Source organism: Arthrobacter sp. SLBN-83, assembly GCF_006715285.1.
Classification (GTDB): Bacteria; Actinomycetota; Actinomycetes; order Actinomycetales; family Micrococcaceae; genus Arthrobacter.
Genome location: NZ_VFMX01000001.1, coordinates 3,048,116 through 3,069,356, shown reverse-complemented (window position 1 = coordinate 3,069,356; position 21,241 = coordinate 3,048,116). Strand labels below are relative to the sequence as shown.

The following is a 21,241-nucleotide window of genomic DNA, read 5'->3' as shown; positions in this document are numbered from 1 at the left end:
GCGGGCAGGGGCGTCATTGGTGCTTGAAGGAGATGTTTGTGGAGTCAATTCCGGGCTCGTTCAGTAAGTGCGCATCGTCCCTCCTCCCGATGCGCGCAACCCGGTAACGCCTATAAGTATATCGGCCGCAGTCAGACGAGCGCGTCCAGGCTTTCGGAGATCCGAAGCGTGGAACCGTTCCGGCTCTTGTGCACCTGCAGCTGCGTGCCGATCCGCTGTTTCATCTCGGCCACGTGGCTGACAAGTCCCACTACCCTGCCACCGTCGCGGAGCCCCTCAAGGGCATCCATCACCTGTTCCAGCGACTGTTCGTCCAGGCTTCCAAAGCCCTCATCCACGAACAGGGTCTCGATTTCAACGCCTCCGGCCTCCTGCTGGACAACGTCCGCCAAGCCCAGGGCCAGGGAAAGCGACGCCATGAAGGATTCGCCGCCGGACAGGGTGGACGTGTCCCGGCGGTAGCCCGTCCACTGGTCCACCACCTCGAGTCCCAGCCCTGACTTTGCACCCCGGGCGGCTTTGGCGTCCGTGTGCTGGAGCAGGTACCGGCCATCGCTCATGGCCACCAGCCGTTCGGACGCGGCGAGGGCCACCTGTTCCAGCCGCGCGGCCAGGACGTAGCTGTTGAGGCTCATCCGGTAGGTGTTCTCGCCCCGGCCGGACGCGGCATCAGCCAATCCCGCCAGCATTTGTGCCTTCTCCGCAGGCTCCCGTGCCGAGCAGACCAGCGTCTCGTATTCGGCAGCAATCGACGTCAGCGAGGCCAGGCAACGGGCTGCCAGGCCCGCGGCCAAATCGGCCTCACGGGCGTCGCTTTGGGCAGCCGCCGCTCCGGCGCGCATTCCTGCCAGCCGTTCTTCGTCCATCTGGAAGCCCTCCCGGGCTTCGGCCAGCGCGAGCACGATGTCCTCGGACTCGAACAATCCGGCCACACGCGCGGCCTCGTCCTGGGCAGCACGGATTGCAGCCTCCAGCGCCGCGGCCTCAGAGGCTTCAAGGAGCTGGCCGCGGACGTCGGCGACGGTGGCGAAGCCGGCTTCCGGCAGGGCGCGTTCAAGGTGTTCCTGCGCTTCGCCAGCCTGCAGCAGTGCAGCATCAAGGCGGGCCTGGGCTTCCACGGCTTTGTCCAGGACCGCCACGGCTTCCTCGAGTGCCCGCAGGCGGCGGTCAAGGCTCCGATGGCCCCCGCGCAGGCCTGCCAGGCCCTTGTCCAGCGAAGTTGCCTGTTCAGCCAGTTCGGCAAGGGACGCAGTGACCCGGGAAAGGTCCGCCTCGGCTTCGGCCACGCCGGACCGGGCCTCACTGAGGCCCGCTTCCAGTACTTCAAGCCGCTGCCGCCTGCCCTGGAGTTCCTCCGTTGCCTGCTCGGCGTCTTTTGCGGCAGCAAGGGCACCGTCCGCGGCAGCGCGCGCTTCTGCTTCAGGAGTGTCCCCGCCTTGTCCGGCGAGAACGGCCACGGCTTGCTCGGCCTTGGCAAGCTCAGCGCCAACCGAGGCGTGGGCTGCCTCCGCAGCCTCGTAAATGCCGCGGGCTTCTTCCTCTTGCTGGGCCAGGCCCGGGCCACCGCTGCCTGCATCCGCGGGACTGGGGTGGTGTCCGCTGCCGCACACGGCACAGGGTTCACCGTCGACCAGCTTCGCGGCCAGCTCGGATGCGGCATTGGCCAGGCGTTCCTCCCGCACGTCCAGCCAGCGGCGCTTGGCCTCCAACAGGTTTTCGCGCGAGTCTGCGTGGCGGGCTTTGACGAGGTCCAACGCTTTGACGGCGGAACCGTGGCGCCGGACCACGTCCAGCAGTTCCGCGGCGGCGGCAGCTTCCTTGCGGCGCAGCGCGGCGTCGGTGGACCGGATTTCCAGCCGGTCCATACCGTCCACCAGCTGTCCGCGCTCCACCAGCAGCTGCGAGACGGTGTTGCCCAGCCCCTCCACGGCCCGCTGCAGTTCCTCCTGTTTCCCGGTCAGCACCTGGTGCCGCTTTCGAAGGTCCCGGAGCCTGTCCTCGTCCGGCAGCCGTGCCTCGACGACCGCCAGCAGGGAACGCAGCCGGCCCAGTTCTTCCGCAGCCCCCGGCATGCCGTCCCTGCCGGCAGCGTCACGTTCCCCGGCTCCGGCGGTTCCGGCGGTTCCGGCGGTTCCGGCGGTTCCGGCGGTTCCCGCGGAGGCTACAGACTCCAACGCGGCGTCGGCAGCTTCAGCCGCCGTTTCGAGGCCGAGCTGGGCCAGTTCCCCGCCATCGACGGCGGCCAGCCGGAGCAGTGTCATGGCGGATTCGGCCGCGGCTGCGGCGCTGCGCACCTTGGCCGACGCTGCATCCACGGCCTGCAGCTGTCCCTGGAGGACTTGGGCCTGGCGGTGGCGCCCGAGCCGGGACAGGAGCTCCTCCTGCCGTTGGGCCCCTTCTTCCAGGGCCTCCTGCCGCTGGATGGCGGCCTGGAGTTTCCGGTTCCGCTCATGCCGGGCAGCCTCCTGTTCCGCCTGGTTTCGGCGGTCCTGGCTGGCGGCCTCGGCGGCAGCGGCGCGGTCCTTCAGTTCGGCAAGGCGCAGCACGGCGGAATCCTGCAGCCACGCCAGGCGGCGGGGAACGTCATCTGCTGGCGGGGCGCCGTCCTCCGGGAGCTGCAGCGGGGCGGCTTCGGTTTCGGCCCGCGAGGCCAGGAGTCCGAGTTGGCCGGACAGGACCGCCACATCCTCCCGGGCGACAGCGGACTGCCGGGACAGTTCCTGTTCCAGGGCCTCAAACCGCTGGGTGCCGAAAAGCTTCTGCAGCAGGTCCAGACGGTCGGCGGCCTTGGAGCGAAGGAAGGCAGCGAAGTCGCCCTGGGGCAGCATCACCACGCGGGTGAACTGTTCGCGGTCCATGCCCAGCAGCGCCATGATTTCGGCACCGGCTTCATCGTTGCGGGCCGACTTCTCCACCCACGCCCCGCCCACCCGCTCCCGGAGCAGTGTTTTGGCCTGTTGTACTGTGAAGCCGTTCTTACCCCTGGCACTGGGCTTCTCCCAGGCCGGAGAGCGTGTCACCTCGAAGCGGCGGCCCTGCGCGGAAAACTCACACGTGACCGCAGGTTCCTGCCCGGGCTCCGCGTGATCGCTGCGCAGCCGCTTGCCGTCCTGCCGGGCCCCCGGAACAGACCCGTACAAGGCAAAGCAGATGGCATCCAGGACGCTGGTCTTTCCAGCACCTGTAGGTCCGTTCAGCAGGAAAAGACCATGGGCGCTCAGCCGGTCAAAGTCGATGTCCTCGGTGCCCGCGAAAGGACCGAACCCCGAGATGCGCAGATGGTGGATCCTCACCGGGATACCTCCAGCAGCCTGACGTTTTCCAAGGCGGCGGCGAGCGCAGCCTTTTCCGCCTGGTCCGCACCCCGTCCCCGCACGTGTTCCAGGAAGCCGCAGCAGACAGCGAGGTCGTCCGGCGCGCCGGCAAGCCTGCTGCTGTAGCTGGCCTGCGCAGTGGCTGACGCGCCCTGGGGATCGAATGCCAGGACCAGGGTGTCCGGAAACCGGGTGCGGAGCCGTTCCATGGCACGGGCGGGACGCTGCGCGTCAGTCAGGGTGATCTGGCAATAGGCGGCTTCGGCCCAGGTGTGGGCGGGTTCAGCCAGGAGGTCCTCCAGCTCCCCCCGCAGTACGGCCAGGGCACGCGGGGCTTCCCATTGGACCTCCGACACAGAGGTGAGCCCCTCCGGACCGATGTCCACGAGCCAGGCCCCTTTTTGGTGGGTGGACTCGGAGAAGGAATAGGCCAGCGGTGAGCCTGAGTACCTGACGGAACCGGACAATTGTTGCCGGCCGTGCAGGTGGCCCAGGGCCGTGTAGCTGAAGCCGTCAAACAGGTCCAGCGGCACAGCGCCGACCCCACCGATGCTGAGATCCCGCTCGCTGTCCGAACTGATCCCGCCGCTGGCAAACGTGTGGGCCAGGACCACCGAGTGGACGGCGGCGGATTCCGACCGCCGGGCGATGTCCTCCCGGATCAGGCCGGTTGCTGCGCGGGTGACCTCGAAATGGCTCGCCGTTTCCACCCCGAGCTGCTCACTGACAAGCCGGGGCTCAAGCCACGGGATGCCGTAAAGCGCCAGCACGGAGTCCCTGCCGGCCGCATCCGTTCCCAGCGGGAGCAGGAGAGGTTGGGCCAGGTCTTCCACCCTGGTGCGCAGGTGCACTCCCCCGCGCTCCAGCAGCCGGGAGGCAAAGCCGAGCCTGATGGCGGAGTCGTGGTTGCCGCTGGTGAGGACCACTTTGGCACCCGCGGCAGTGAGCCGGACCAGCGCGTCGTCAAGCAGGTGGACCACGTCCACGCCCGGGAGCGCGCGGTCGTAGACGTCCCCGGCAATCAGGACAACGTCGACGCGATCGCGCTTGACCACTGCCACCAGCTGGTCAACAAAGGCGCGCTGGGCGTCCAGCATGCCGACGCCGTGGAACGAACGGCCAAGATGCCAGTCCGAGGTGTGAAGTAACCGCATATTCCTAAGCTATCGGCAGCCACTGACACTTCAGAAAAACGCCGCGGTGCGGCGCATCGGTGCCGTGATCAGGACCGCTTCCCGTCGAAGAATTCCTGGGCCTCGCTGACGCGGGACTTTTCCCGCCCAGCCGTGGCGGCCGTACCGGCGCCGGTGCTGGGGGCCGCGGCGCCGTCGTCGTCAGTGCCCGTGGTGGCCCCGTCCAGGCTGTCCGCGCCCGGACCGTCCGCATCGAGGCCGTCGGCGTCGTCCGCTTCCGGCACGTCCGCGTCCGTGCGTGTCCGGTCGCCACCAACCTTGCCATCGCTGGAAAGCGCATCGGCGACAGCAGGCTCAGCGCCCGCGGTGATCCGGAACGCCAGGCCCGCGATTGCGGCGCCGGCCAGCGGCGCCACCAGGAAGACCCACAGCTGCTCCACAGCCCAGCCCGAGCTGAAGACGGCGGACGCCACTGCGCGGGCGGGGTTGAAGGGCAGGTTTCCCACCGACTGGCCCACCTGGAGCAGGGCCGCGAAGGACAGTCCCACGGCAACGGCCGCCACGGTGCGGCTGCCGCCACGGCCGGCTGCGCCGAGGAAGACTGCCACGATGATCGCGGCTCCCAGCAGTTCCAGGAGTACGACGGCGGCGAGGGGCGCCTGGATGATGGAGTGGTCAGCAAAACCTGCTGCCACGGTGTCGAAGGCCGTGCGGCTGTCCGGGATGCTGGGCAGGGTCCGGAGGATGCCGAACAGGGCGAGGGCGCCCACCAGGGCACCCACCACCTGGGCTGCGGCGTAGGCTCCAGCGGCGCCGGCGCGGATCCGCCCGGCCAGGAGGTGCCCCAGGGTGATGGCGGGGTTGAAGTGGCCGCCGGAGACGTGTCCGAAGGCGAGCATCGCGGCGGTGATGGCCAGCCCGGCGGCAAGCGCGGCGGGCACGGGACTGGACTGCGGAATGCTGAACAGCGGCACACCAAGCCCGGCCACGGCCAGGAAGAGGCTGCCGAAGGCCTCGGCCACCAGGCGGGGCAGCAGGCCGCCGGGGGCGGTGGCAGTACCGCCGGGCTGCAGTGCGTCGCGGACTGGGACTGGGGTGCTCATGGGGAAACCTTACGTGTGGGAGTCGGGTGCCTGCTGGCGGACTGGCCACGGCAACCCGAGCAGTATTCCAGCCAAGGCTGTGCGTTTGCTGGACAGGAGCTGTCGATGGTGCGCCAGGGCGGTGGATTGACTGGCAGGCGTGCAGGGGACGGTACATTGACAGCATGAGCACTGACCCCGGCATTCCCGCGCCCACTCTCAAGTCCCGGATCCACGGCTGCCTCCTGGGCGGGGCGCTGGGAGATGCGCTGGGCTACGCGGTGGAGTCCGATTCCATCGCCGACATCCGGGAACGCTTCGGTGCGCACGGCCTGACCGGGCTTGGCGACCTGTCCGGCCCCCGCCACTTTTCCGATGAGACGCAACTGACCCTGTACACCGTTGACGGCCTGGTGGAGGCACTGGAATGGGCCAACGCCGGGGTGGGCGCGGACGTGAACGCCTGCCTTTGGCTGGCCTACCTGCGCTGGCTGGCCACCCAGGGCGAGGACGCCGGGCCGTCAGCACCGGCACCCCAGCCCCGCTGGATCGACGGCAACGAGGTGCTTCGGCAGCGCCGGCACCCGGACAAGGACTGCGTCAGCGGGCTGGCCAGCGGCGAGATGGGAACCACCGTGCGCCCCGTCAACCCCGGCGCGAGAGGCCCCGGAACGGTGATGCGGTCAGCGCCGTTTGGGCTGATTCCACATATCACGCCCGACGCCGTCTACAAGTTGAGTGCCGACGCCGCCGCCCTGACGCACGGGCATCCCGCGGCCCACCAAAGTGCCGGAATCTTCAGCCTGCTGATCCACCGGCTGGTGTCCGGAGAGGCGCTGCGGGACGCCGCGGCCTCAGTCGCGGCCCACGCCGCCACCCTTCCGGAGGTCGCGCCGGAACTGCCGGAGCGGCTGCAGGCCGCCCTCCGCCTCGCGGAGAAGGAACCTGTTGCCCCGGAGGAACTGGTGCAGGCACTGGGCGAAGGATGGCTGGCGGAGGAGGCCCTCGCCGTCGCGCTTTACGCCGTCCTTGCCACGCTCCCGGCCGGCATTGCCGACGCGCAGCCGGACCAGCATTTCCGGGATGCCCTGGCGGTGGCGGTGAACCACAGCGGCGCCAGCAACACCGTAGGCTCGCTGGCGGGAAACATCCTGGGCGCCCTGTACGGGGAGGACTGCCTGCCGGCGGAATGGGTCCAGGCCCTCGAAGCACCGGACGTCATCCAGGGCATGGCCGATCAGCTGGTAAAGGTTACGACCGGCGAAGGCTGATGTTGTTGCAGGCCTCGCAGACGTCCTCCGGGATCAGTCCGCGGCGCTGCAGGAACCCGAAGATGGTGCAGCCAAGGCAGAATCCGGCGAAGGCTTCCAGGGACGCCGCCACCACCAGGACGCCCAGGAGCGTCCAGGCCGCCGGTGCCGCGCCTGCAGCGAACAGGAGCAGCGCTGCGGTGGACACTGCCGCGCCGATCCCTTGTGCAAAGCGCTTGGGCGGCCCGGAGACCAGCCGCACCTTTCCCAGCCGCGGAGTGATCACCTTCACCGAGAGCAAGGCCAGTGGCGAAATCCGCGGGCCGAAGAGCAGCCGGAGCCAGAACCCGACGGCAATGGCCAGCAGCCCCCACCCGGAGCCAGCCACGGCGGTGACGACGGCGAGCAGCACCACGAGCGCTGCGGTGACCCGGGCGGCGTACTCATTAACGGGATTGGGAAACGCGAACAGGGAGGACATGACGCAAGAGTAGGAGGCTGCTGCCAGGCGGCCAAGCTTTGTTGCGCCGGATTACCGTAGGCGCCCCGGAGCGTGGCGGGTCCGGGATACCTGCCAGGGCATGCTGCTCAGGCGCTGACCGCCGGTGCCAGTGCGCCATTCCAGCTCTCCGCACCGGCAGCCTGCGGACTACCCGGGACGTCCCCGCCCACCATTTGCAGGAACTCGCCTTCGGACAGCACCTCGATGGCCTGTCCCCGCTCGTGCAGTTCCAGGACGCGGCGCGCCTTTCCGGTGAGCCTGCCCGAGCGCAGGTCGGAGGCAACAAACCCATCCCCCACCACCAGGACGGTGGTGCGGGCCGTGACCCGGCTTTCCGTCCGGGCGCCGCACCGGGCCGAGCGGAGCTTCGCCTCCGGGCGGTCGATGGAAAGCTGCCCCGTGAATACGACGGTCTGGGCATACAGCGGGTGGCTGGGTTCGGCGTCCGCATTGGGCTCGGGGTTGGCCCCTTCCTCGGGCCAGCCGGACTGGAACCGTCGGACCAGTGCGGCGCCGTTGCCCGAGGCTCCGGCGACCGCCGCGAGGCTGGGCTTGGACAGCTCGCCGGTGGCCGGATCAAAGGCGTGTTGGCGCGGTACCGCCAGGCCCAGCGAAAGATAGAGCTCGGCGATGCTGTTGGCACCGTTGCGGGCAGCGATGTCAATGAGGATGCCGGCGCAGGCACGGGCATCCTCCGTAGCGTCGTGGTGGTTGACCAGCGGGACGCCTGCTTCCTCGGCGGCAAACGGGAGCGAGTTGGAGACCAGCGAGTAGCAGCGCCGGGACAGCATGACGGTGCAGACATAGTCGTAGGCGGGGCCGGGCAGGCCGGATACTTCCAGTGCCGAGCGGATCACGCCCAGGTCGAACGCGGCGTTGTGCGCTGCCAGTACGTCCTCTCCGATGAAGGCGCCGATCTCGGGGAACAGCTCACCAAAGCGGGGCATGCCGGCAACATCGGCTGGAGTGATCCCGTGGATCCGGACATTGTGGTAGTCAAAGTGGTCGTACCCGGGCGGTGGACGCATCAGCCAGGAGGCCTCTTCGACGATCCTGCCGCCCCTGACCTTCGTCAGCCCCACGGAGCACGGGGAGCCGCGGAAGCCGTTGGCCGTTTCGAAGTCGATCGCCGTAAAGTCCAAACCCACGGCCCCTACCTTACCGCCGCGGACGTCCCGCCCCGGTCGGGACAGGCCCGTCAAGTACCCTTGAGGGGTGAACTTTCCTGTGATGAATGACCTCGCGGTGTCCATGCTGGCCGGCGCGGGACCGGTCCAGCCGAGAATGGCTTCCTTCCTGCCCGATTGGCTGAACCCCCAGGTTTTCCTGGCCGATCCGGTGCTCGCCCCCTGGGTGGTCCTGCTGGTGTGCGGAATCATCTTCGCCGAGACGGGCCTGCTGGTGGGATTCTTCCTGCCGGGCGACTCCATGCTGTTCACCGCCGGCCTGCTGGTGGCCACAGACACCATCAAATTCAACATCTGGCTGCTGGCCCTGCTGATCGTGGTCTCGGCGATCATCGGCAACCAGACCGGGTACCTTATCGGGTCCAAGGCGGGGCCCGCCATCTTCAACAAACCCAACTCCAAGCTGTTCAAGCGGGAGAACGTGGAGAACGCCCACGCATTCTTTGAAAAGCACGGCGGCAAAGCCCTGATCCTGGCCCGCTTCGTGCCCATCATCCGCACGTTCGTGCCCGTCATTGTGGGCGTTGCACAGATGAGCAAGCGGAAGTTTTTCCTGTACAACGTCATCGGTGCTGTCCTCTGGGGCGGCGGCGTCACGCTGCTCGGCTACCTGCTGGGTGACAAGGTGCCGTGGGTCCGCGACAACCTGGACATCATCTTCATTGCCATCGTGCTGGTCTCGGTCATTCCCATCGGCATCGAGGTCCTGCGCGGCATGTCGGCCAAGCGCCAGGCCCAGGCCTACGGCACCGACGCCGTGGATGAGTTCATCGAGGAGCACGGGCCGGAAGAGGACCAGAAGACGCCCCGGAACATCCACGGCAGCCGGCCGGAGTAGCAGCGCTCCACCTTCCGGTGGCACTAAAACCGTCCAGCGGCAGCAGAAAGGTGCGCACCCCAATGCGGGTGCGCACCTTTTTGATTTCTCCTAGCCCGCCTCTTCCAGGGCTGCCACAATCGAGGGCAGCAGCGCCCGGAACGCCTTGCCGCGGTGGCTGATGGCGTTCTTTTCCTCTGCGGACAGTTCCGCACAGCTGCGGTCCTCGCCGGCCGGCTGAAGAACGGGGTCGTAGCCGAACCCGCCGGCTCCCCGCGGTTCGCGAAGGAGGATCCCCTCGAGCTGGCCGTACTCCACCACTTCCCGGCCGGGTCCCCCGCCATCTGCCGGCAGGGCCAGGGCGGCAGCGCACACGAAGGCGGCCCCGCGGTGCTCATCCGGGACATCGGACAGTTGGTTCAGCAGGAGTTCCAGGTTGGCTGCGTCGTCTCCGTGCCGTCCGGCCCAGCGCGCGGAGAAGATACCAGGAGCCCCGCCCATGACGTCCACGGCCAGTCCGGAGTCGTCTGCAATGGCCACCAGGCCGGTGGCGCCGGCCACTGCCCGCGCCTTCAGCAGTGAGTTCTCGGCAAACGTCACACCGGTTTCGACGACGTCCGGCGCACCTGCCGCAGCGGCGTCCACCACCTGGGTGTCGACGTCGAGCCCGGGCACCTGCCCGCGCAACAGTTCGCGCAGCTCCCGGAGTTTGCCTTTATTGTGCGTGGCGAGCACCAGCCGGGGCGCCGCGCCGCTCACAGGGTGTCCGCCAGGGTCTCGCGCTGGATGGCGGCCAGCTGGGCCGTACCGAGCAGCGCCAAGTCCAAGAGCTGGTTGAGCTCGTCCCGGTCGAAGGGGGCGCCCTCTGCCGTTCCCTGCACCTCCACGAACTTGCCCGAACCCGTGACCACCACGTTCATGTCGGTTTCGGCCCGCACGTCCTCCACGTACGGCAGGTCCAGCATGGGGACGCCGTCGATGATGCCCACGGACACGGCTGCGATGGTATCAATCAGCGGCTGGGCATTCCGGGCGATCAGCTTGTTGTCGCGCGCAAAGCGGATGGAATCGGCCAGGGCTACATAGGCGCCGGTGATTGCCGCGGTGCGGGTGCCGCCGTCGGCCTGGAGCACGTCGCAGTCCAGCACAATGGTGTTCTCACCCAGGGCTTTGGTGTCGATGATGGAGCGCAGCGAGCGGCCGATCAGCCGCGAAATCTCGTGGGTTCGGCCGCCGATCTTGCCCTTGACGGACTCGCGGTCTGAGCGGGTGTTGGTGGCCCGGGGCAGCATGGCGTACTCCGCCGTGACCCAGCCGCGGCCCTCGCCCTTGAGCCAGCGCGGAACACCGGCGGTCAGCGAGGCCGTGCACAGCACCCTGGTGTTGCCGAACTCGATCAGTGCGGATCCTTCAGCCTGGTTGGACCATCCGCGGGTGATGCTGATGGGCCGGAGCTGGTCGGGGGCACGGCCGTCGGCGCGCACAATGGGCACTGCAGTTGCTTCAGATGTCATGCCTTTAGCTTATCGAGTGCCGCTGCGGCCGGTGGCGGTGCAGCGGGTGCCGGGATCGACACCGGCCGCACGGCACCGCAGGCGGCTAGATGGTGTAGTGCACGCCCGCCACGGCAACGGCAACGTCGCCCGGGAACACCGGACGGGCTTCGGCCATGACGGTGGTCTGGGAGGTCCACACCGGGATGTGGGTCAGCAGGAGCCGCCGCGCACCGGCAGCTGCTGCCGCTTCACCAGCCCGCTTGCCCGTGAGGTGGACGTCACTGATGCCGTCGTCCCGGCCCTCTTCGAAAGCTGCCTCGCACAGGAACAGGTCCGCGTCCTTGGCAGCTTCCTCGAGGCCGGCGCAGGAATCCGTGTCTCCGGAATAGGTCAGGACGCGGGATACCGGGGCGCCGTCCTTGCCGGGTTCAACCACTTCCACCCGGAGGGCGTAGGCCTCCTCGATGGGATGGTTGACGGTGAACGGGGTGACGGTGAAGGGGCCCACGGTCACCGGTTTGCGTTCGGTCCAGTTGGTGAAGTCGAACTCTTCATGCATGCCCGGGTCCAGGTCCAGCCCGTAAGCGGTAGCCATCCGGTCCGCCGTGGCGGCGGGGCCCCACACGGGAATCCGGCCGCGGCCCCAGCCTCCGGGCTTCCAGCGGATGGCCACGTGCAGGCCGCACAGGTCCATGCAGTGGTCCGGGTGCAGGTGGGTGAGGAAGATCGCGTCGATGTCCTCCAGGTCCGTGTACCGCTGGATGGCCCCCAGCGCACCGCTGCCGAGGTCCATCACCACCTTCCAGGTCCGCTCGCCGTCGGTGGCGGTCAGGAGGTAGCACGACGCCGGCGAGCCGGGCCCGGGGAACGAGCCCGTGCACCCCACAATGGTCAGCTTCACTGGCCGGGACCTCCGGTGCGGCCGGCGTCGGCCAATCCGCCGCCCACGAAGTTGGAGATCCTGGGGCGGTTCCGCGCGCTCTGTGCCGCGGCGATCATCTCCGGGGTGATGCGGGCCAGGCTCCCCGTGGGGTACTGCGCGGCCACGTGGTCCACGTGCCGGACGGACAGGACCTCCGGGCCCAGGAACCGCCGGGCGAGCGCCTCGAACTGCCCTGCGTCGCCGGTGGCTACAAAGTGGTGCTCGGGAGGGGCTTCGGAGGTCCGCTGCAGGTTGTGGGTGGCCAGGGCGCGGTAAACGTCTTTTGCGGTTTCCTCGGCACTGGACACCAGGGTGACGTCGGCGCCCATGACGTAGGAGATCACGCCCGTCAGGAGGGGGTAGTGCGTGCAGCCCAGCACTACGGTGTCCACGCCGGCCGCCTTCAGCGGGGCCAGGTATTCCTCGGCGACGGCGAGCAGCGCCGGCCCCGTGGTGATGCCGGCCTCCACGTAGCTGACGAATTCAGGGCATGCCACGGACGTGATGTCCAGGTCCGGGGCGGCGGCGAAGGTGTCCTCGTAGGCCCGCGAGCCCACGGTGGCGGAGGTTCCGATCACGCCCACCTTCCCGCTGCGGGTGGCGGCAACTGCGCGGCGCACCGCGGGCTGGATGACCTCGATGACCGGGATACCGTACTTGGCGGTGTACCGTTCACGGGCGTCCCGCAGGACAGCGGCCGACGCCGAGTTGCAGGCGATGGTGAGCAGCTTGACGCCGGAGTCCACCAGTTCGTCCATCACACCCAGGGCGTTGGCCCGCACCTCCGCGATGGGCAGCGGCCCGTAGGGGCCGTGGGCGGTGTCCCCCACGTAGAGGATCGACTCGTTGGGAAGCTGGTCAATGATGGAGCGGGCCACGGTGAGGCCGCCAACGCCGGAATCGAAGACGCCGATGGGCCGGGCTTCAGGGGCGGCGGCCGGCAGGTCACTTGCGGCGGCCGCGGGCGATGTTTCCGCCGGTGGTTCCGCGCTCGAGGCTGTTGTCATGGTTATTCGAGGATAGGTGGTCCCGGAAGCGTCAGTCATCATCTTGTGTCCAGCGACTCGTGTCTGCTGTGTCACAGCGGACGGCCTCCCCCTGGCCGCCGTGGCTCACCGGCGGGATTCCATGGACTGCAGCATGGCCTGGACCAGGGACTCCTGCAGCCAGGTGGTGAAGTTGTACACCAGCGCCAGGTAGCTCTCCACATCCTCGGCCTGGGACCAGTCCTGCATACGGTGGACATGCTCGGCGTCGGCTTCGTCCCTGATGTCCAGCCGCTCTGCCAATACAAGGCGGACATCGTTCAGTGCCATGGACCAGTGCTTTGCGCCCTCGGGCGTCAGCACGATCTCGTCCTTGTCCAGGTCCAGCGCCGCCGCACGCAGCGCACCGATCTTTGTTTCCCGCAGTGAACGCTCGGTGAGCTGGCGGAACTCAAGGGACGCGCCGCCGTCGTCCTTCACCACGTTGGGCAGCAGCCGCTTCACGGCACGGTCCGTTGGCTCGGCCACGTCCATGTCGAGCCCGATCAAGGCCGCCAGCGGGTCCTGCCCGGCACGGTCCTCCGGCTGGAGCATGGAAATGACATCGTCAATCAGGCTGCGCAGCAGGTCCCGTTCGGCCGGTTCCAGGTACCCGGTGATGCCTTTGAGTCCATATTTGAATGCCTTAGCCACGCTTCCCCTTACCCTGGCCCGAACCGCCGGACTTGCCCGAGTTGCCGCCGGGGCCACCGCTGGCCTTTTCCACCGTGGCCCAGAGCCCGAACCCGTGCATGGCCACGGCGTGGCGCTCCACCTGTTCCTTGCTGCCCGAGGCGACGATGGACCGGCCCTTCTTGTGGACCTCCATCATCAGCTTGTTCGCCTTGGTCTCCGAATAGCCGAAGTAGCTTTGGAACACGTAGCTGACGTAGCTCATGAGATTGACGGGATCGTTCCAGATCACCAGGTTCCAGGGGATGTCCGGCGCGGTCAGGGAGTCGGTGGACTCTGCTGTGCCGGTCCGGATGCCCTCCTGTGTATCAGGGCCGGGCGCAACGCTTATGGTCATCTGTCCATTCTATGGGGCGCATGGGCCCACGCCGGCGAGGGCCCCACGGCGAAGCGAAGCGAGACGCGGGAGCCGGCGGGGACTAGAGTGACTGTCGTGAGCACCTCAGCCGGCTGGGACCATCCCCGCACGTCCTTTTATACCGACCACTACGAGCTGACCATGCTGCAGGCCGCCCTCCATTCGGGGGCCGCGCACCGCAGGTCGGTGTTCGAGGCGTTCGCGCGGCGGCTGCCCGACGGACGGCGCTACGGCATCGTCGCCGGCACCGGGCGCCTCCTGGAAGGCATTGCGAACTTCCGCTTCGGGGAGGCCGAGCTGGAGTTCCTGGAACGTACACACGTGGTCAACCAGGAGACGCTGGAATACCTGGCCAACTACAAATTCTCCGGGGACATCTGGGGCTATGCCGAGGGCGACGCGTACTTCCCCAACTCGCCCATCCTGATCGTGGAGGCGTCGTTCGCGGAAGCCTGCATGCTGGAGACCTACCTGCTCTCGGTGCTGAACCACGACACCGCCATCGCCTCGGCCGCGTCGCGGATGGTGAGTGCGGCGGGCGGCCGGCCCTGCATCGAAATGGGCTCTCGGCGCACCCATGAGGAAGCCGCCACGGCATCGGCGCGGGCCGCCATCATCGCCGGCTTTGACAGCACCTCCAACCTCGAGGCGGGCATCCGCTACGGCGTGAAGACCCTGGGCACGGCCGCCCACTCCTTCACCCTGCTGCACGACACGGAGCGGGAGGCCTTCGAAGCCCAGATTGCCTCGCTGGGCGAGGGCACGTCCCTCCTGGTGGACACGTACGACGTCGAGAAGGCCGTCCGCACGGCCGTTGACCTGGCAGGTCCCCGGCTGGGCGCCGTCCGGCTGGACTCGGGTGACCTGGTGGCCCAGGCACAGTGGGTGCGCCGGCTGCTGGACGACCTGGGCAACGAGCACACCAAGATCGTGGTCACCTCCGACCTGGACGAGTACGCCATCGCGGCCCTGCAGTCAGCCCCCGTCGACTCCTATGGGGTGGGCACCTCGTTGGTCACCGGTTCCGGCGCCCCCACCGCCAGCATGGTCTACAAACTGGTCAGCCGCACGGGCGATGACGGCAACTTCGTGTCCGTGGCCAAGGCTGCCAAGAACAAGGCCAGCGTGGGCGGACGCAAGTACGCGCTGCGGAAGCTGGACGAACGCGGCAGGGCCACCGCCGAGGTGGTGGGCGTGGGCCACCGGCCGGAGGACGACGGCAACGACCGTCCTCTGCTGCAGCACTTCATGAAGAACGGCGAGCTGCTTCCGGGCTGGACCGGGAACGAGGGCGTGCTCCGCGCGCGGCAGCGCCATGCGGACTCCATGCTGGAACTGCCGCCGGTGGTCAACCGCCTGCAGCGCGGCGAGCCCGCAATCCCCACTCTCTACGAAGACAACTGAGGAGCACCGATGGCCCGCGCTTTGATCATCGTGGATGTCCAAAACGATTTCTGCGAGGGCGGCTCGCTCGCCGTTCCGGGCGGAGCGGCGGTGGCTGGAGCCATCAGCGAGTACCTCGACAACCACCACCGGGACTTCGACTACGTCATCGCCACGCAGGACTGGCACATCGATCCCGGCAGCCACTTCTCGGATACGCCGGACTACAAGGACAGTTGGCCGCGGCACTGCGTGGCAGGCACCCGCGGAGCGGAGCTGCACCCCGACCTGGACACCGAGTACGTGGACGCGTACTTCCGGAAAGGCCAGTTCGCTGCCGCCTACTCCGGCTTCGAGGGCCTGCTGGCCCCTGAGGACGCCGTCCCTACGGGCGAACGCCAGGCCGGCGGGCTGCCCGGCACCGATGCCCTCGAATCCGATGAGGACGCCATCGGCCTCGACGACTGGCTGCAGAGCCACGACGTGGAGGACCTGGTGGTGGTTGGCATCGCCACCGACTACTGCGTGAAGGCCACGGCACTGGATGCCGTCCAGGCAGGGTACGGCGTCACGGTGGTGCGGTCGCTGACCGCCGGGATCGCCGAGGACCTGGAAGACACTATGGCCGAGCTGGAACTCGGCGGAGCCGATATCGCCTGAGCCGCTACTTGCGGCCCACGAACCAGTCCTGGAGCTTGCGCAGCCGGGACTTCAGCTGTTCCTCGTTGGCCTGCGCCACAGGAGGGCCGCCGCAAACGGTCCGCAGCTTGGTGTGGACCACGCCGTGGGGCGTGCCGGTCCGCGCAGACCAGGCCGCCACGTTCTTGGCAAGCTCGTTGCGCAGGTCCATCAGCATGCGGTGGTCCGGCACGGCGGGTGCGGCGCTTTCGGCGGAGGCGGCAGGCGCCTTCCGGTTCCGCCGGTTCAACTGCTCGTGCTGGCGTTGGCGCAGGAGCATGCCCACCTGCTCGGCATCCAGGAGCCCGGGGATGCCCAGGAAGTCCATTTCGTCGTCGGACCCCACTTCGCCGCCGGTGCCGAACTCGCCGCCGTCGAACAGGACCCGGTCAAAGGAGGCCTGGGAGTCCAGCGCTTCGAACTTGCCCTTGGTCAGGCTGTCCGAGGCCTTCTCCTCCCGGTTGGCCTCTTCCATCAGCGAATCTTCCGGGTTGAAGAGGCCGTCGCCGTCCTCCTTCTCCGGCCGGTCCAGCGCGTGGTCCCGCTCCATCTCCATGGAGTTGGCCAGCGCCATCAGCTGCGGGACGGACGGCAGGAAGACCGACGCCGTCTCGCCCCGTTTGCGGGCACGCACGAAGCGTCCCACGGCCTGGGCGAAGAACAACGGGGTTGACGTGGAGGTGGCGTAGACGCCGACGGAGAGCCGCGGCACGTCAACGCCTTCGGACACCATGCGGACGGCCACCATCCAGCGCTTGTCTCCGGCCGAAAATTCCTCGATCTTGCTGGAGGCCTTGGCGTCGTCGGAGAGGATGACGGTGGGGGATTCGCCGGTGATCCTCTTCAGCTGGCCGGCGTAGGCGCGGGCGTCCTCGTGGTCGGTGGCGATGACAAGGCCGCCGGCGTCGGGCACGGTCCGCCGGACTTCGCTGAGCCTCCTGTCGGCACCGGCCAGGACAGCGGGAATCCACTCCCCCGCCGGGTTCAGCGCGGTCCGCCAGGCGTGAGACGTGATGTCCTTGGTCACCGCAGCCTCGCCAAGCGACGCAGCCATTTCCTCGCCGGCGCTGGTACGCCAGCGCATCTGGCCGGAGTAGGCCATGAACATCACGGGGCGCACCACGTGGTCCCTTAGCGCGTTGCCGTAGCCATAGGTGTAGTCAGCCTTGGAGCGCCGGATGCCATCCCGGTCCTCCGCATACTCCACGAACGGGATGGGCGAGGTGTCCGAGCGGAACGGGGTACCCGTCAGGGACAGCCGGCGCACTGCGGGATCGAACGCTTCACGCAGGCCGTCACCCCAGGACAGGGCTTCGCCGCCATGGTGGATCTCGTCGAGGATCACCAGGGTGCGGGCGGCCTCTGTCTTGGCGCGGTGCAGCATTGGCTTGCTGGCCACCTGGGCATACGTAACGGCAACGCCGATGAAGCCACGGCCGTGCTGGCCGTCGGAATTCTTGAAGTTGGGGTCGATGGCAATGCCCACCTTCGCCGCCGCATCCGCCCACTGGCGCTTCAGGTGGTCCGTAGGCGCAACAATGGTCACGCGGTTCACGGCACCTGAATCGATCAGGGTGGAGGCAATCCGGAGCGCAAAGGTGGTTTTACCGGCACCGGGGGTTGCCACCGCGAGGAAGTCGCGGGGACTGTTCTTCAGGTAGAGGTCGAGGGCTTCCTGCTGCCAGGCACGGAGTTTCGGGGCGGTTCCCCAGGCTGCACGTTCCGGGTAGGCCGGAGGCAGGGTGGGGCCGCCAAAGAGCGTCTCCGTCACTACTTGTTGTTGCCCGAGCCGCCCGGACCCTTCCCGCCGTCATTGCCCGGGCGGAGGCCATCATAGACTTCCTTGCACTCGGGGCAAACGGGGAATTTCTTCGGATCCCGGCCCGGGGTCCAGACCTTGCCGCACAGGGCAATGACGGGTTCCCCGGTCATGGCGGACTCCATGATCTTTTCCTTCCGCACATAGTGTGCGAAGCGCTCCCGGTCCCCCGGTTCCACTTCCTGGCGCAGTTCCTCGCGCTCAATGGTGGCCGTGGACGTTCCAGCCCCGGAAAGCTCGCGCATGGGGTCGTTTTCGAGAGGGTCCGTCATGCTAGTCATGCCATCCATCTTAGCCGTTCCGCCGGCCGGGCGTTCGACGGCGGCACGCCCGCGCCGGGATCCGGCACCGCCCGCCGTCGTACTTTTTGCTCCCTGGCGGCGCACCCGCTGGCCTTGCTACAGCCCCTGCCAAGCGGGCTTGTTTTCATAGGTGTGGCGGTAAAAATCCGCCAGCTTCAAGGCCGAGGCAGCGGCCTCGTCCAGCAGGACGGTGGCGTGCGGATGGAACTGCAGCACGGATGCGGGGCAGATGGCGGCGACGGGCCCCTCCACGAAATCGCGGACGGCCTGCGCCTTCTGCGCGCCCGTGGCCACGAGGACCACGTGGCGCGCTGCCATGATGGTGGCCAGGCCTTGGGTGATGACGTGGTGCGGCACCTCCGCGAGGCTGTCGAAGAACCGGGCATTGTCCCGGCGCGTCTGTTCGATCAGGCTTTTGATCCGCGTCCGGGAGGCGAAGGAAGAGCCTGGTTCGTTAAAGCCGATGTGCCCGTCCGTGCCCACGCCGAGCAGCTGCAGGTCCACGCCCCCGGCCGCAATGATGGCCTGTTCATAGGCATCGCAGGAAGCGGGGATGTCCCCCGCGGTTCCGTCGGGGCCATGGACGTTCTCCGGCGCGATGTTCACCCGGTTGGTGAATTCCCGGCGGACCACCTCACGGTAGGACTCGGGGTGGCCGGCGGGCAGGCCAACGTACTCGTCCAGGGCAAAAGCGGAGGTCCTGCTGAAGTCCAGGCCCTGTTCATGCCGGACGGCGAGCTCATCGTAGACGGGCAGCGGCGAGGAGCCCGTGGCCAGGCCCAGGACAGCGTGGGGCTTGCGCCGGATCAGCTGTTCAATGGCGTCGGCAGCGAGCTTTCCGATCTGCCTGCTGCCGCTAAGGATCACTATCTCCATGGAGTTCCTTTCCTTGAGCTGTCAGCGGTTGACGGTGACTTGGGCAAGAAGCTCGGGTCCGCGCGCGTCGAGCCACTTGCCGCCCAGCCGGACACCGGCCAGGAAGAGGACCAGGCCCAGGACGACGCCTGCCGCCAGGGTGAGCCAGCCGAACAGGATGTTCCCGGTCACTGCGTTTGCCACCAGCAGCGCGCCCTCGGGCAGGACCAAAACGATCAGGACCAGCATTCCGATAAACTGCACGGCCATGGTCTGCCCCACGTTGCCGGGAGGCTTCTTGAACGGGCTGTCCCCGGGCAGCGGGACGATGACCGTGTACCGGGCAGAGACCACCGAGGACAGGCCCAGGCCGGTGAAGAGAATTCCCAGGCTGAGCCCCAGCTGCCCGGGCAACGCCGTCCAGTTGCCGGTGAACGCGGCGTAGCCCACCGAGAACACCAGCACCACCGGCAGGGCGAACGTCAGGCACGCCAATGCCCTGCCCAGCCTGTCGGCCACGCCGCGGACGCCGGTGGCGAGGTGCAGCGCGAACGCGGTGTTGTCGTAAGAGACGTCGGCGGAGATCGACCAGGCCAGGATGAACGCGGCCAGCGGGGCCAGGAAGGCCAGGCTGCCGTAGCTTCCGGTTTGTGTCCCCTGAAACGCCAGCACCACGGGCAGCAGCGGGATTACCACCAGGGAGCCGGAGTAGCGCGGGTCCCGGAGCCAGTAAGTGAGCGACCTTGCCATCACGGCACCGGCAGGGGTGGCAGGCAGCACGCCGAACAGCCCCAGCTTTCCGCCCCTGCGCTTCCCGGCACCGGCGTAGGGCGGCGTGACCAGCGCGCGCTCGAGCAGCAGCTTCCAGCACCAGCCAAGGGCGGCCAGGACAACCACCGAAAGCAGCAGCTTCACCCCGGCCTCCCCGGGCCGCCCCGACGCGATGTCACCGCCGAGGGCCCACGGGGCGCCAAGCGGCGTCCAGGACAGGGTCCGGGCGAACTCCGGCAGGAATCCCGTGGAGGCGGAGATGCCGCGCCCAACGCCTGCCACGATGGGGCCCAGCAGGACCAGGGGCACCATGAACGCGATGGCGCTGATGTCCTTGAACCGCCGGGAGGCAGCAAGGCTTGCCGTGGCGGTGGTGACCACCTTGGCGAGGACTACGCAGGTCATGACGCCAAGGGATGCCCCGAGCAGGGCTGCGAGCGCGGGCAGCACTCCGCGGGACCAGGTGGCCACGGTGGACAGGGCCACGAGTGCGGTAGCCAGGCCGGGAATGCCGATCAACCCGCCGAGCGCCAGGCCGGCGAGCATCTGCTTCATGGGTATGGCGAAGGTGGTGAAGCGGGCGGGGTCCAGGGTCATGTCCGTGGCCGACGCCACCACCGGAACCACGCCCCAGCCCAGTACCGCGGCGGAGCCGCCCAGGACCACCGCCGTATGGGCGGTCACGGGTCCGGCGCCCCGGAGCAGGACGAGGGCAATGACCAGTGTTGCCACGACTCCCAGCGCGTAGAGTCCCGCGATGGCCATGCCCACCAGCTGCCAGGGGCTGCGGCGCAGTCCATTGCGCAGCAGTGTGAGCTTGAGCCTTAGAAGGTGCGCAACCATTCCAGCCCTTCCGTGTGGCTGTGCCCGCCCACCAACTGCACAAACCGGTCCTCGAGGGACATGCCGGCTCGCACTTCGTCAACGGTTCCCGCCGCCAGGAGCCGGCCGCGGGCCACCACTGCGACGTGGTCGCACATGCGCTGCACCAGGTCCATGACGTGGCTGGAAACGATGACGGTTCCACCGGAGGCGACGTACCGGTCAAGGATGGAACGGATGTTCGCTGCCGACACCGGATCGACGGCTTCGAAGGGCTCATCCAGCACCAGGAGCCGCGGGGCGTGGATCAGGGCGGACGCCAGGGCGATTTTCTTGGTCATGCCGGCGGAGTAGTCCACCACCAGCGTGCCGGCATCCTGGGTGAGGTCCATGGCTGCCAGCAGCTCCCCCACGCGGGCGGCCACCACCGCCTTGTCCATGCCCCGCAGCAGCCCGGCGTACGTGATCAGCTGCTCTCCGGTAAGCCTGTCGAAAAGGCGGACACCGTCGGGCAGGATGCCCATGAGCCGTTTGGCCTCCAGCGGGTGCTGCCAGACGTCCACGCCGTGCACCACGGCGGTGCCGAAGTCGGGGCGCAGGAGGCCGGTGGCCATGGAGAGCGTGGTGGTCTTGCCTGCACCGTTGGGTCCCACGATGCCGAAGAACGAACCGGCGGGCACCTCCAGGCTGATGCCGTCCACGGCGATTTTCCCCCCGAACCGTTTCGCCAGCCCGCGCAGGGAGAGGGCCGTTACCGGCCCGGGACTCGGCGCCTGGCCTGGTATCGGAGCAGTCATGAGGCAAGCCTAGTCGGCGGACCAGTGCCGCGGGG

At 68.2% G+C, this 21,241-nt stretch carries 20 protein-coding genes; 4 read left to right on the top strand and 16 right to left on the bottom strand.

Annotation, left to right across the window (positions count from 1 at the left end; translation table 11 throughout):
• Positions 1-131: 131 nt before the first annotated feature.
• From FBY30_RS14330 to FBY30_RS14320, 3 genes are all read right to left on the bottom strand, one after another.
• On the bottom strand, positions 132-3,293 hold the full coding sequence (locus FBY30_RS14330; protein WP_142133463.1) for an AAA family ATPase: 3,162 nt from the start codon (positions 3,291-3,293) through the stop codon (positions 132-134).
• Positions 3,290-4,468, bottom strand: a complete 1,179-nt coding sequence (locus tag FBY30_RS14325) for an exonuclease SbcCD subunit D (RefSeq protein ID WP_142133462.1) — start codon at positions 4,466-4,468, stop codon at positions 3,290-3,292. Before FBY30_RS14325 ends, FBY30_RS14330 begins: the two co-directional genes overlap by 4 nt.
• 68 nt (positions 4,469-4,536) lie before the next feature.
• Complete coding sequence (locus FBY30_RS14320) at positions 4,537-5,550, bottom strand: MIP/aquaporin family protein (RefSeq protein ID WP_142133461.1); 1,014 nt, start codon at positions 5,548-5,550, stop codon at positions 4,537-4,539.
• Positions 5,551-5,714: 164 nt separating this feature from the next.
• On the opposite strand from FBY30_RS14320, the gene FBY30_RS14315 reads away from it, so the two are divergent.
• Positions 5,715-6,800 (top strand): ADP-ribosylglycohydrolase family protein, encoded by a 1,086-nt coding sequence (locus FBY30_RS14315; protein WP_142133460.1) that lies wholly within the window; start codon positions 5,715-5,717, stop codon positions 6,798-6,800.
• Here FBY30_RS14315 and FBY30_RS14310 read toward each other — a convergent pair.
• Positions 6,781-7,260: a DUF4395 domain-containing protein gene (locus tag FBY30_RS14310; protein ID WP_142133459.1), complete on the bottom strand. Its 480-nt coding sequence runs from the start codon at positions 7,258-7,260 to the stop codon at positions 6,781-6,783. The two genes, FBY30_RS14315 and FBY30_RS14310, sit on opposite strands and share 20 nt — an antisense overlap.
• Positions 7,261-7,367: 107 nt before the next feature.
• On the bottom strand, positions 7,368-8,429 hold the full coding sequence (locus FBY30_RS14305; RefSeq protein WP_142133458.1) for an exonuclease domain-containing protein: 1,062 nt from the start codon (positions 8,427-8,429) through the stop codon (positions 7,368-7,370).
• A gap of 82 nt (positions 8,430-8,511) precedes the next feature.
• Between FBY30_RS14305 and FBY30_RS14300 the strand changes: the two genes are divergently transcribed.
• Positions 8,512-9,306 carry a VTT domain-containing protein gene (locus FBY30_RS14300; protein WP_142135294.1) on the top strand — a complete coding sequence of 265 codons (795 nt, stop codon included), beginning with the start codon at positions 8,512-8,514 and terminating at the stop codon, positions 9,304-9,306.
• A gap of 90 nt (positions 9,307-9,396) precedes the next feature.
• Here FBY30_RS14300 and rdgB read toward each other — a convergent pair whose 3' ends face one another.
• The 6 genes from rdgB to clpS all read right to left on the bottom strand — a co-directional run bounded on the left by rdgB (position 9,397) and on the right by clpS (position 13,758).
• Positions 9,397-10,044 carry an RdgB/HAM1 family non-canonical purine NTP pyrophosphatase gene (gene rdgB / locus FBY30_RS14295; protein WP_142133457.1) on the bottom strand — a complete coding sequence of 216 codons (648 nt, stop codon included), beginning with the start codon at positions 10,042-10,044 and terminating at the stop codon, positions 9,397-9,399.
• Positions 10,041-10,799, bottom strand: coding sequence for a ribonuclease PH (rph, locus tag FBY30_RS14290; protein WP_142133456.1), 759 nt, complete (start codon positions 10,797-10,799; stop codon positions 10,041-10,043). Before rph ends, rdgB begins: the two co-directional genes overlap by 4 nt.
• Positions 10,800-10,884: 85 nt before the next feature.
• Positions 10,885-11,682, bottom strand: coding sequence for an MBL fold metallo-hydrolase (locus FBY30_RS14285; protein ID WP_142133455.1), 798 nt, complete (start codon positions 11,680-11,682; stop codon positions 10,885-10,887).
• Positions 11,679-12,749 (bottom strand): glutamate racemase, encoded by a 1,071-nt coding sequence (gene murI, locus FBY30_RS14280; protein WP_142133454.1) that lies wholly within the window; start codon positions 12,747-12,749, stop codon positions 11,679-11,681. Before murI ends, FBY30_RS14285 begins: the two co-directional genes overlap by 4 nt.
• 66 nt (positions 12,750-12,815) lie before the next feature.
• Positions 12,816-13,382, bottom strand: coding sequence for a DUF2017 domain-containing protein (locus tag FBY30_RS14275; protein WP_142133453.1), 567 nt, complete (start codon positions 13,380-13,382; stop codon positions 12,816-12,818).
• The gene (gene clpS / locus FBY30_RS14270) at positions 13,375-13,758 is read right to left on the bottom strand and encodes an ATP-dependent Clp protease adapter ClpS (protein ID WP_142133452.1); all 384 of its coding nucleotides are present in this window, start codon (positions 13,756-13,758) and stop codon (positions 13,375-13,377) included. Before clpS ends, FBY30_RS14275 begins: the two co-directional genes overlap by 8 nt.
• A gap of 96 nt (positions 13,759-13,854) precedes the next feature.
• On the opposite strand from clpS, the gene FBY30_RS14265 reads away from it, so the two are divergent.
• Together FBY30_RS14265 and FBY30_RS14260 are read left to right on the top strand one after the other, a co-directional pair.
• Complete coding sequence (locus FBY30_RS14265; protein WP_142133451.1) at positions 13,855-15,183, top strand: nicotinate phosphoribosyltransferase; 1,329 nt, start codon at positions 13,855-13,857, stop codon at positions 15,181-15,183.
• A 9-nt stretch (positions 15,184-15,192) separates the two neighbouring features.
• Positions 15,193-15,822: an isochorismatase family protein gene (locus tag FBY30_RS14260; RefSeq protein ID WP_142133450.1), complete on the top strand. Its 630-nt coding sequence runs from the start codon at positions 15,193-15,195 to the stop codon at positions 15,820-15,822.
• A gap of 4 nt (positions 15,823-15,826) precedes the next feature.
• On the opposite strand, the gene FBY30_RS14255 is transcribed toward FBY30_RS14260, so the two are convergent.
• From FBY30_RS14255 to FBY30_RS14235, 5 genes are all read right to left on the bottom strand, one after another.
• Complete coding sequence (locus FBY30_RS14255; protein ID WP_142133449.1) at positions 15,827-17,611, bottom strand: DEAD/DEAH box helicase; 1,785 nt, start codon at positions 17,609-17,611, stop codon at positions 15,827-15,829.
• Entirely contained in the window at positions 17,611-17,949 is a 339-nt protein-coding gene (locus FBY30_RS14250; protein WP_142133448.1) for a DUF3039 domain-containing protein, read from the bottom strand. The genes FBY30_RS14255 and FBY30_RS14250 overlap by 1 nt, the downstream gene beginning before the upstream one ends.
• 108 nt (positions 17,950-18,057) lie before the next feature.
• Positions 18,058-18,837: a glucosamine-6-phosphate deaminase gene (gene nagB / locus FBY30_RS14245; protein WP_142133447.1), complete on the bottom strand. Its 780-nt coding sequence runs from the start codon at positions 18,835-18,837 to the stop codon at positions 18,058-18,060.
• A 21-nt stretch (positions 18,838-18,858) separates the two neighbouring features.
• Positions 18,859-20,430, bottom strand: a complete 1,572-nt coding sequence (locus FBY30_RS14240) for a transporter (protein WP_142133446.1) — start codon at positions 20,428-20,430, stop codon at positions 18,859-18,861.
• Positions 20,412-21,206 (bottom strand): ABC transporter ATP-binding protein, encoded by a 795-nt coding sequence (locus FBY30_RS14235; RefSeq protein ID WP_142133445.1) that lies wholly within the window; start codon positions 21,204-21,206, stop codon positions 20,412-20,414. Before FBY30_RS14235 ends, FBY30_RS14240 begins: the two co-directional genes overlap by 19 nt.
• Positions 21,207-21,241: the final 35 nt, after the last annotated feature.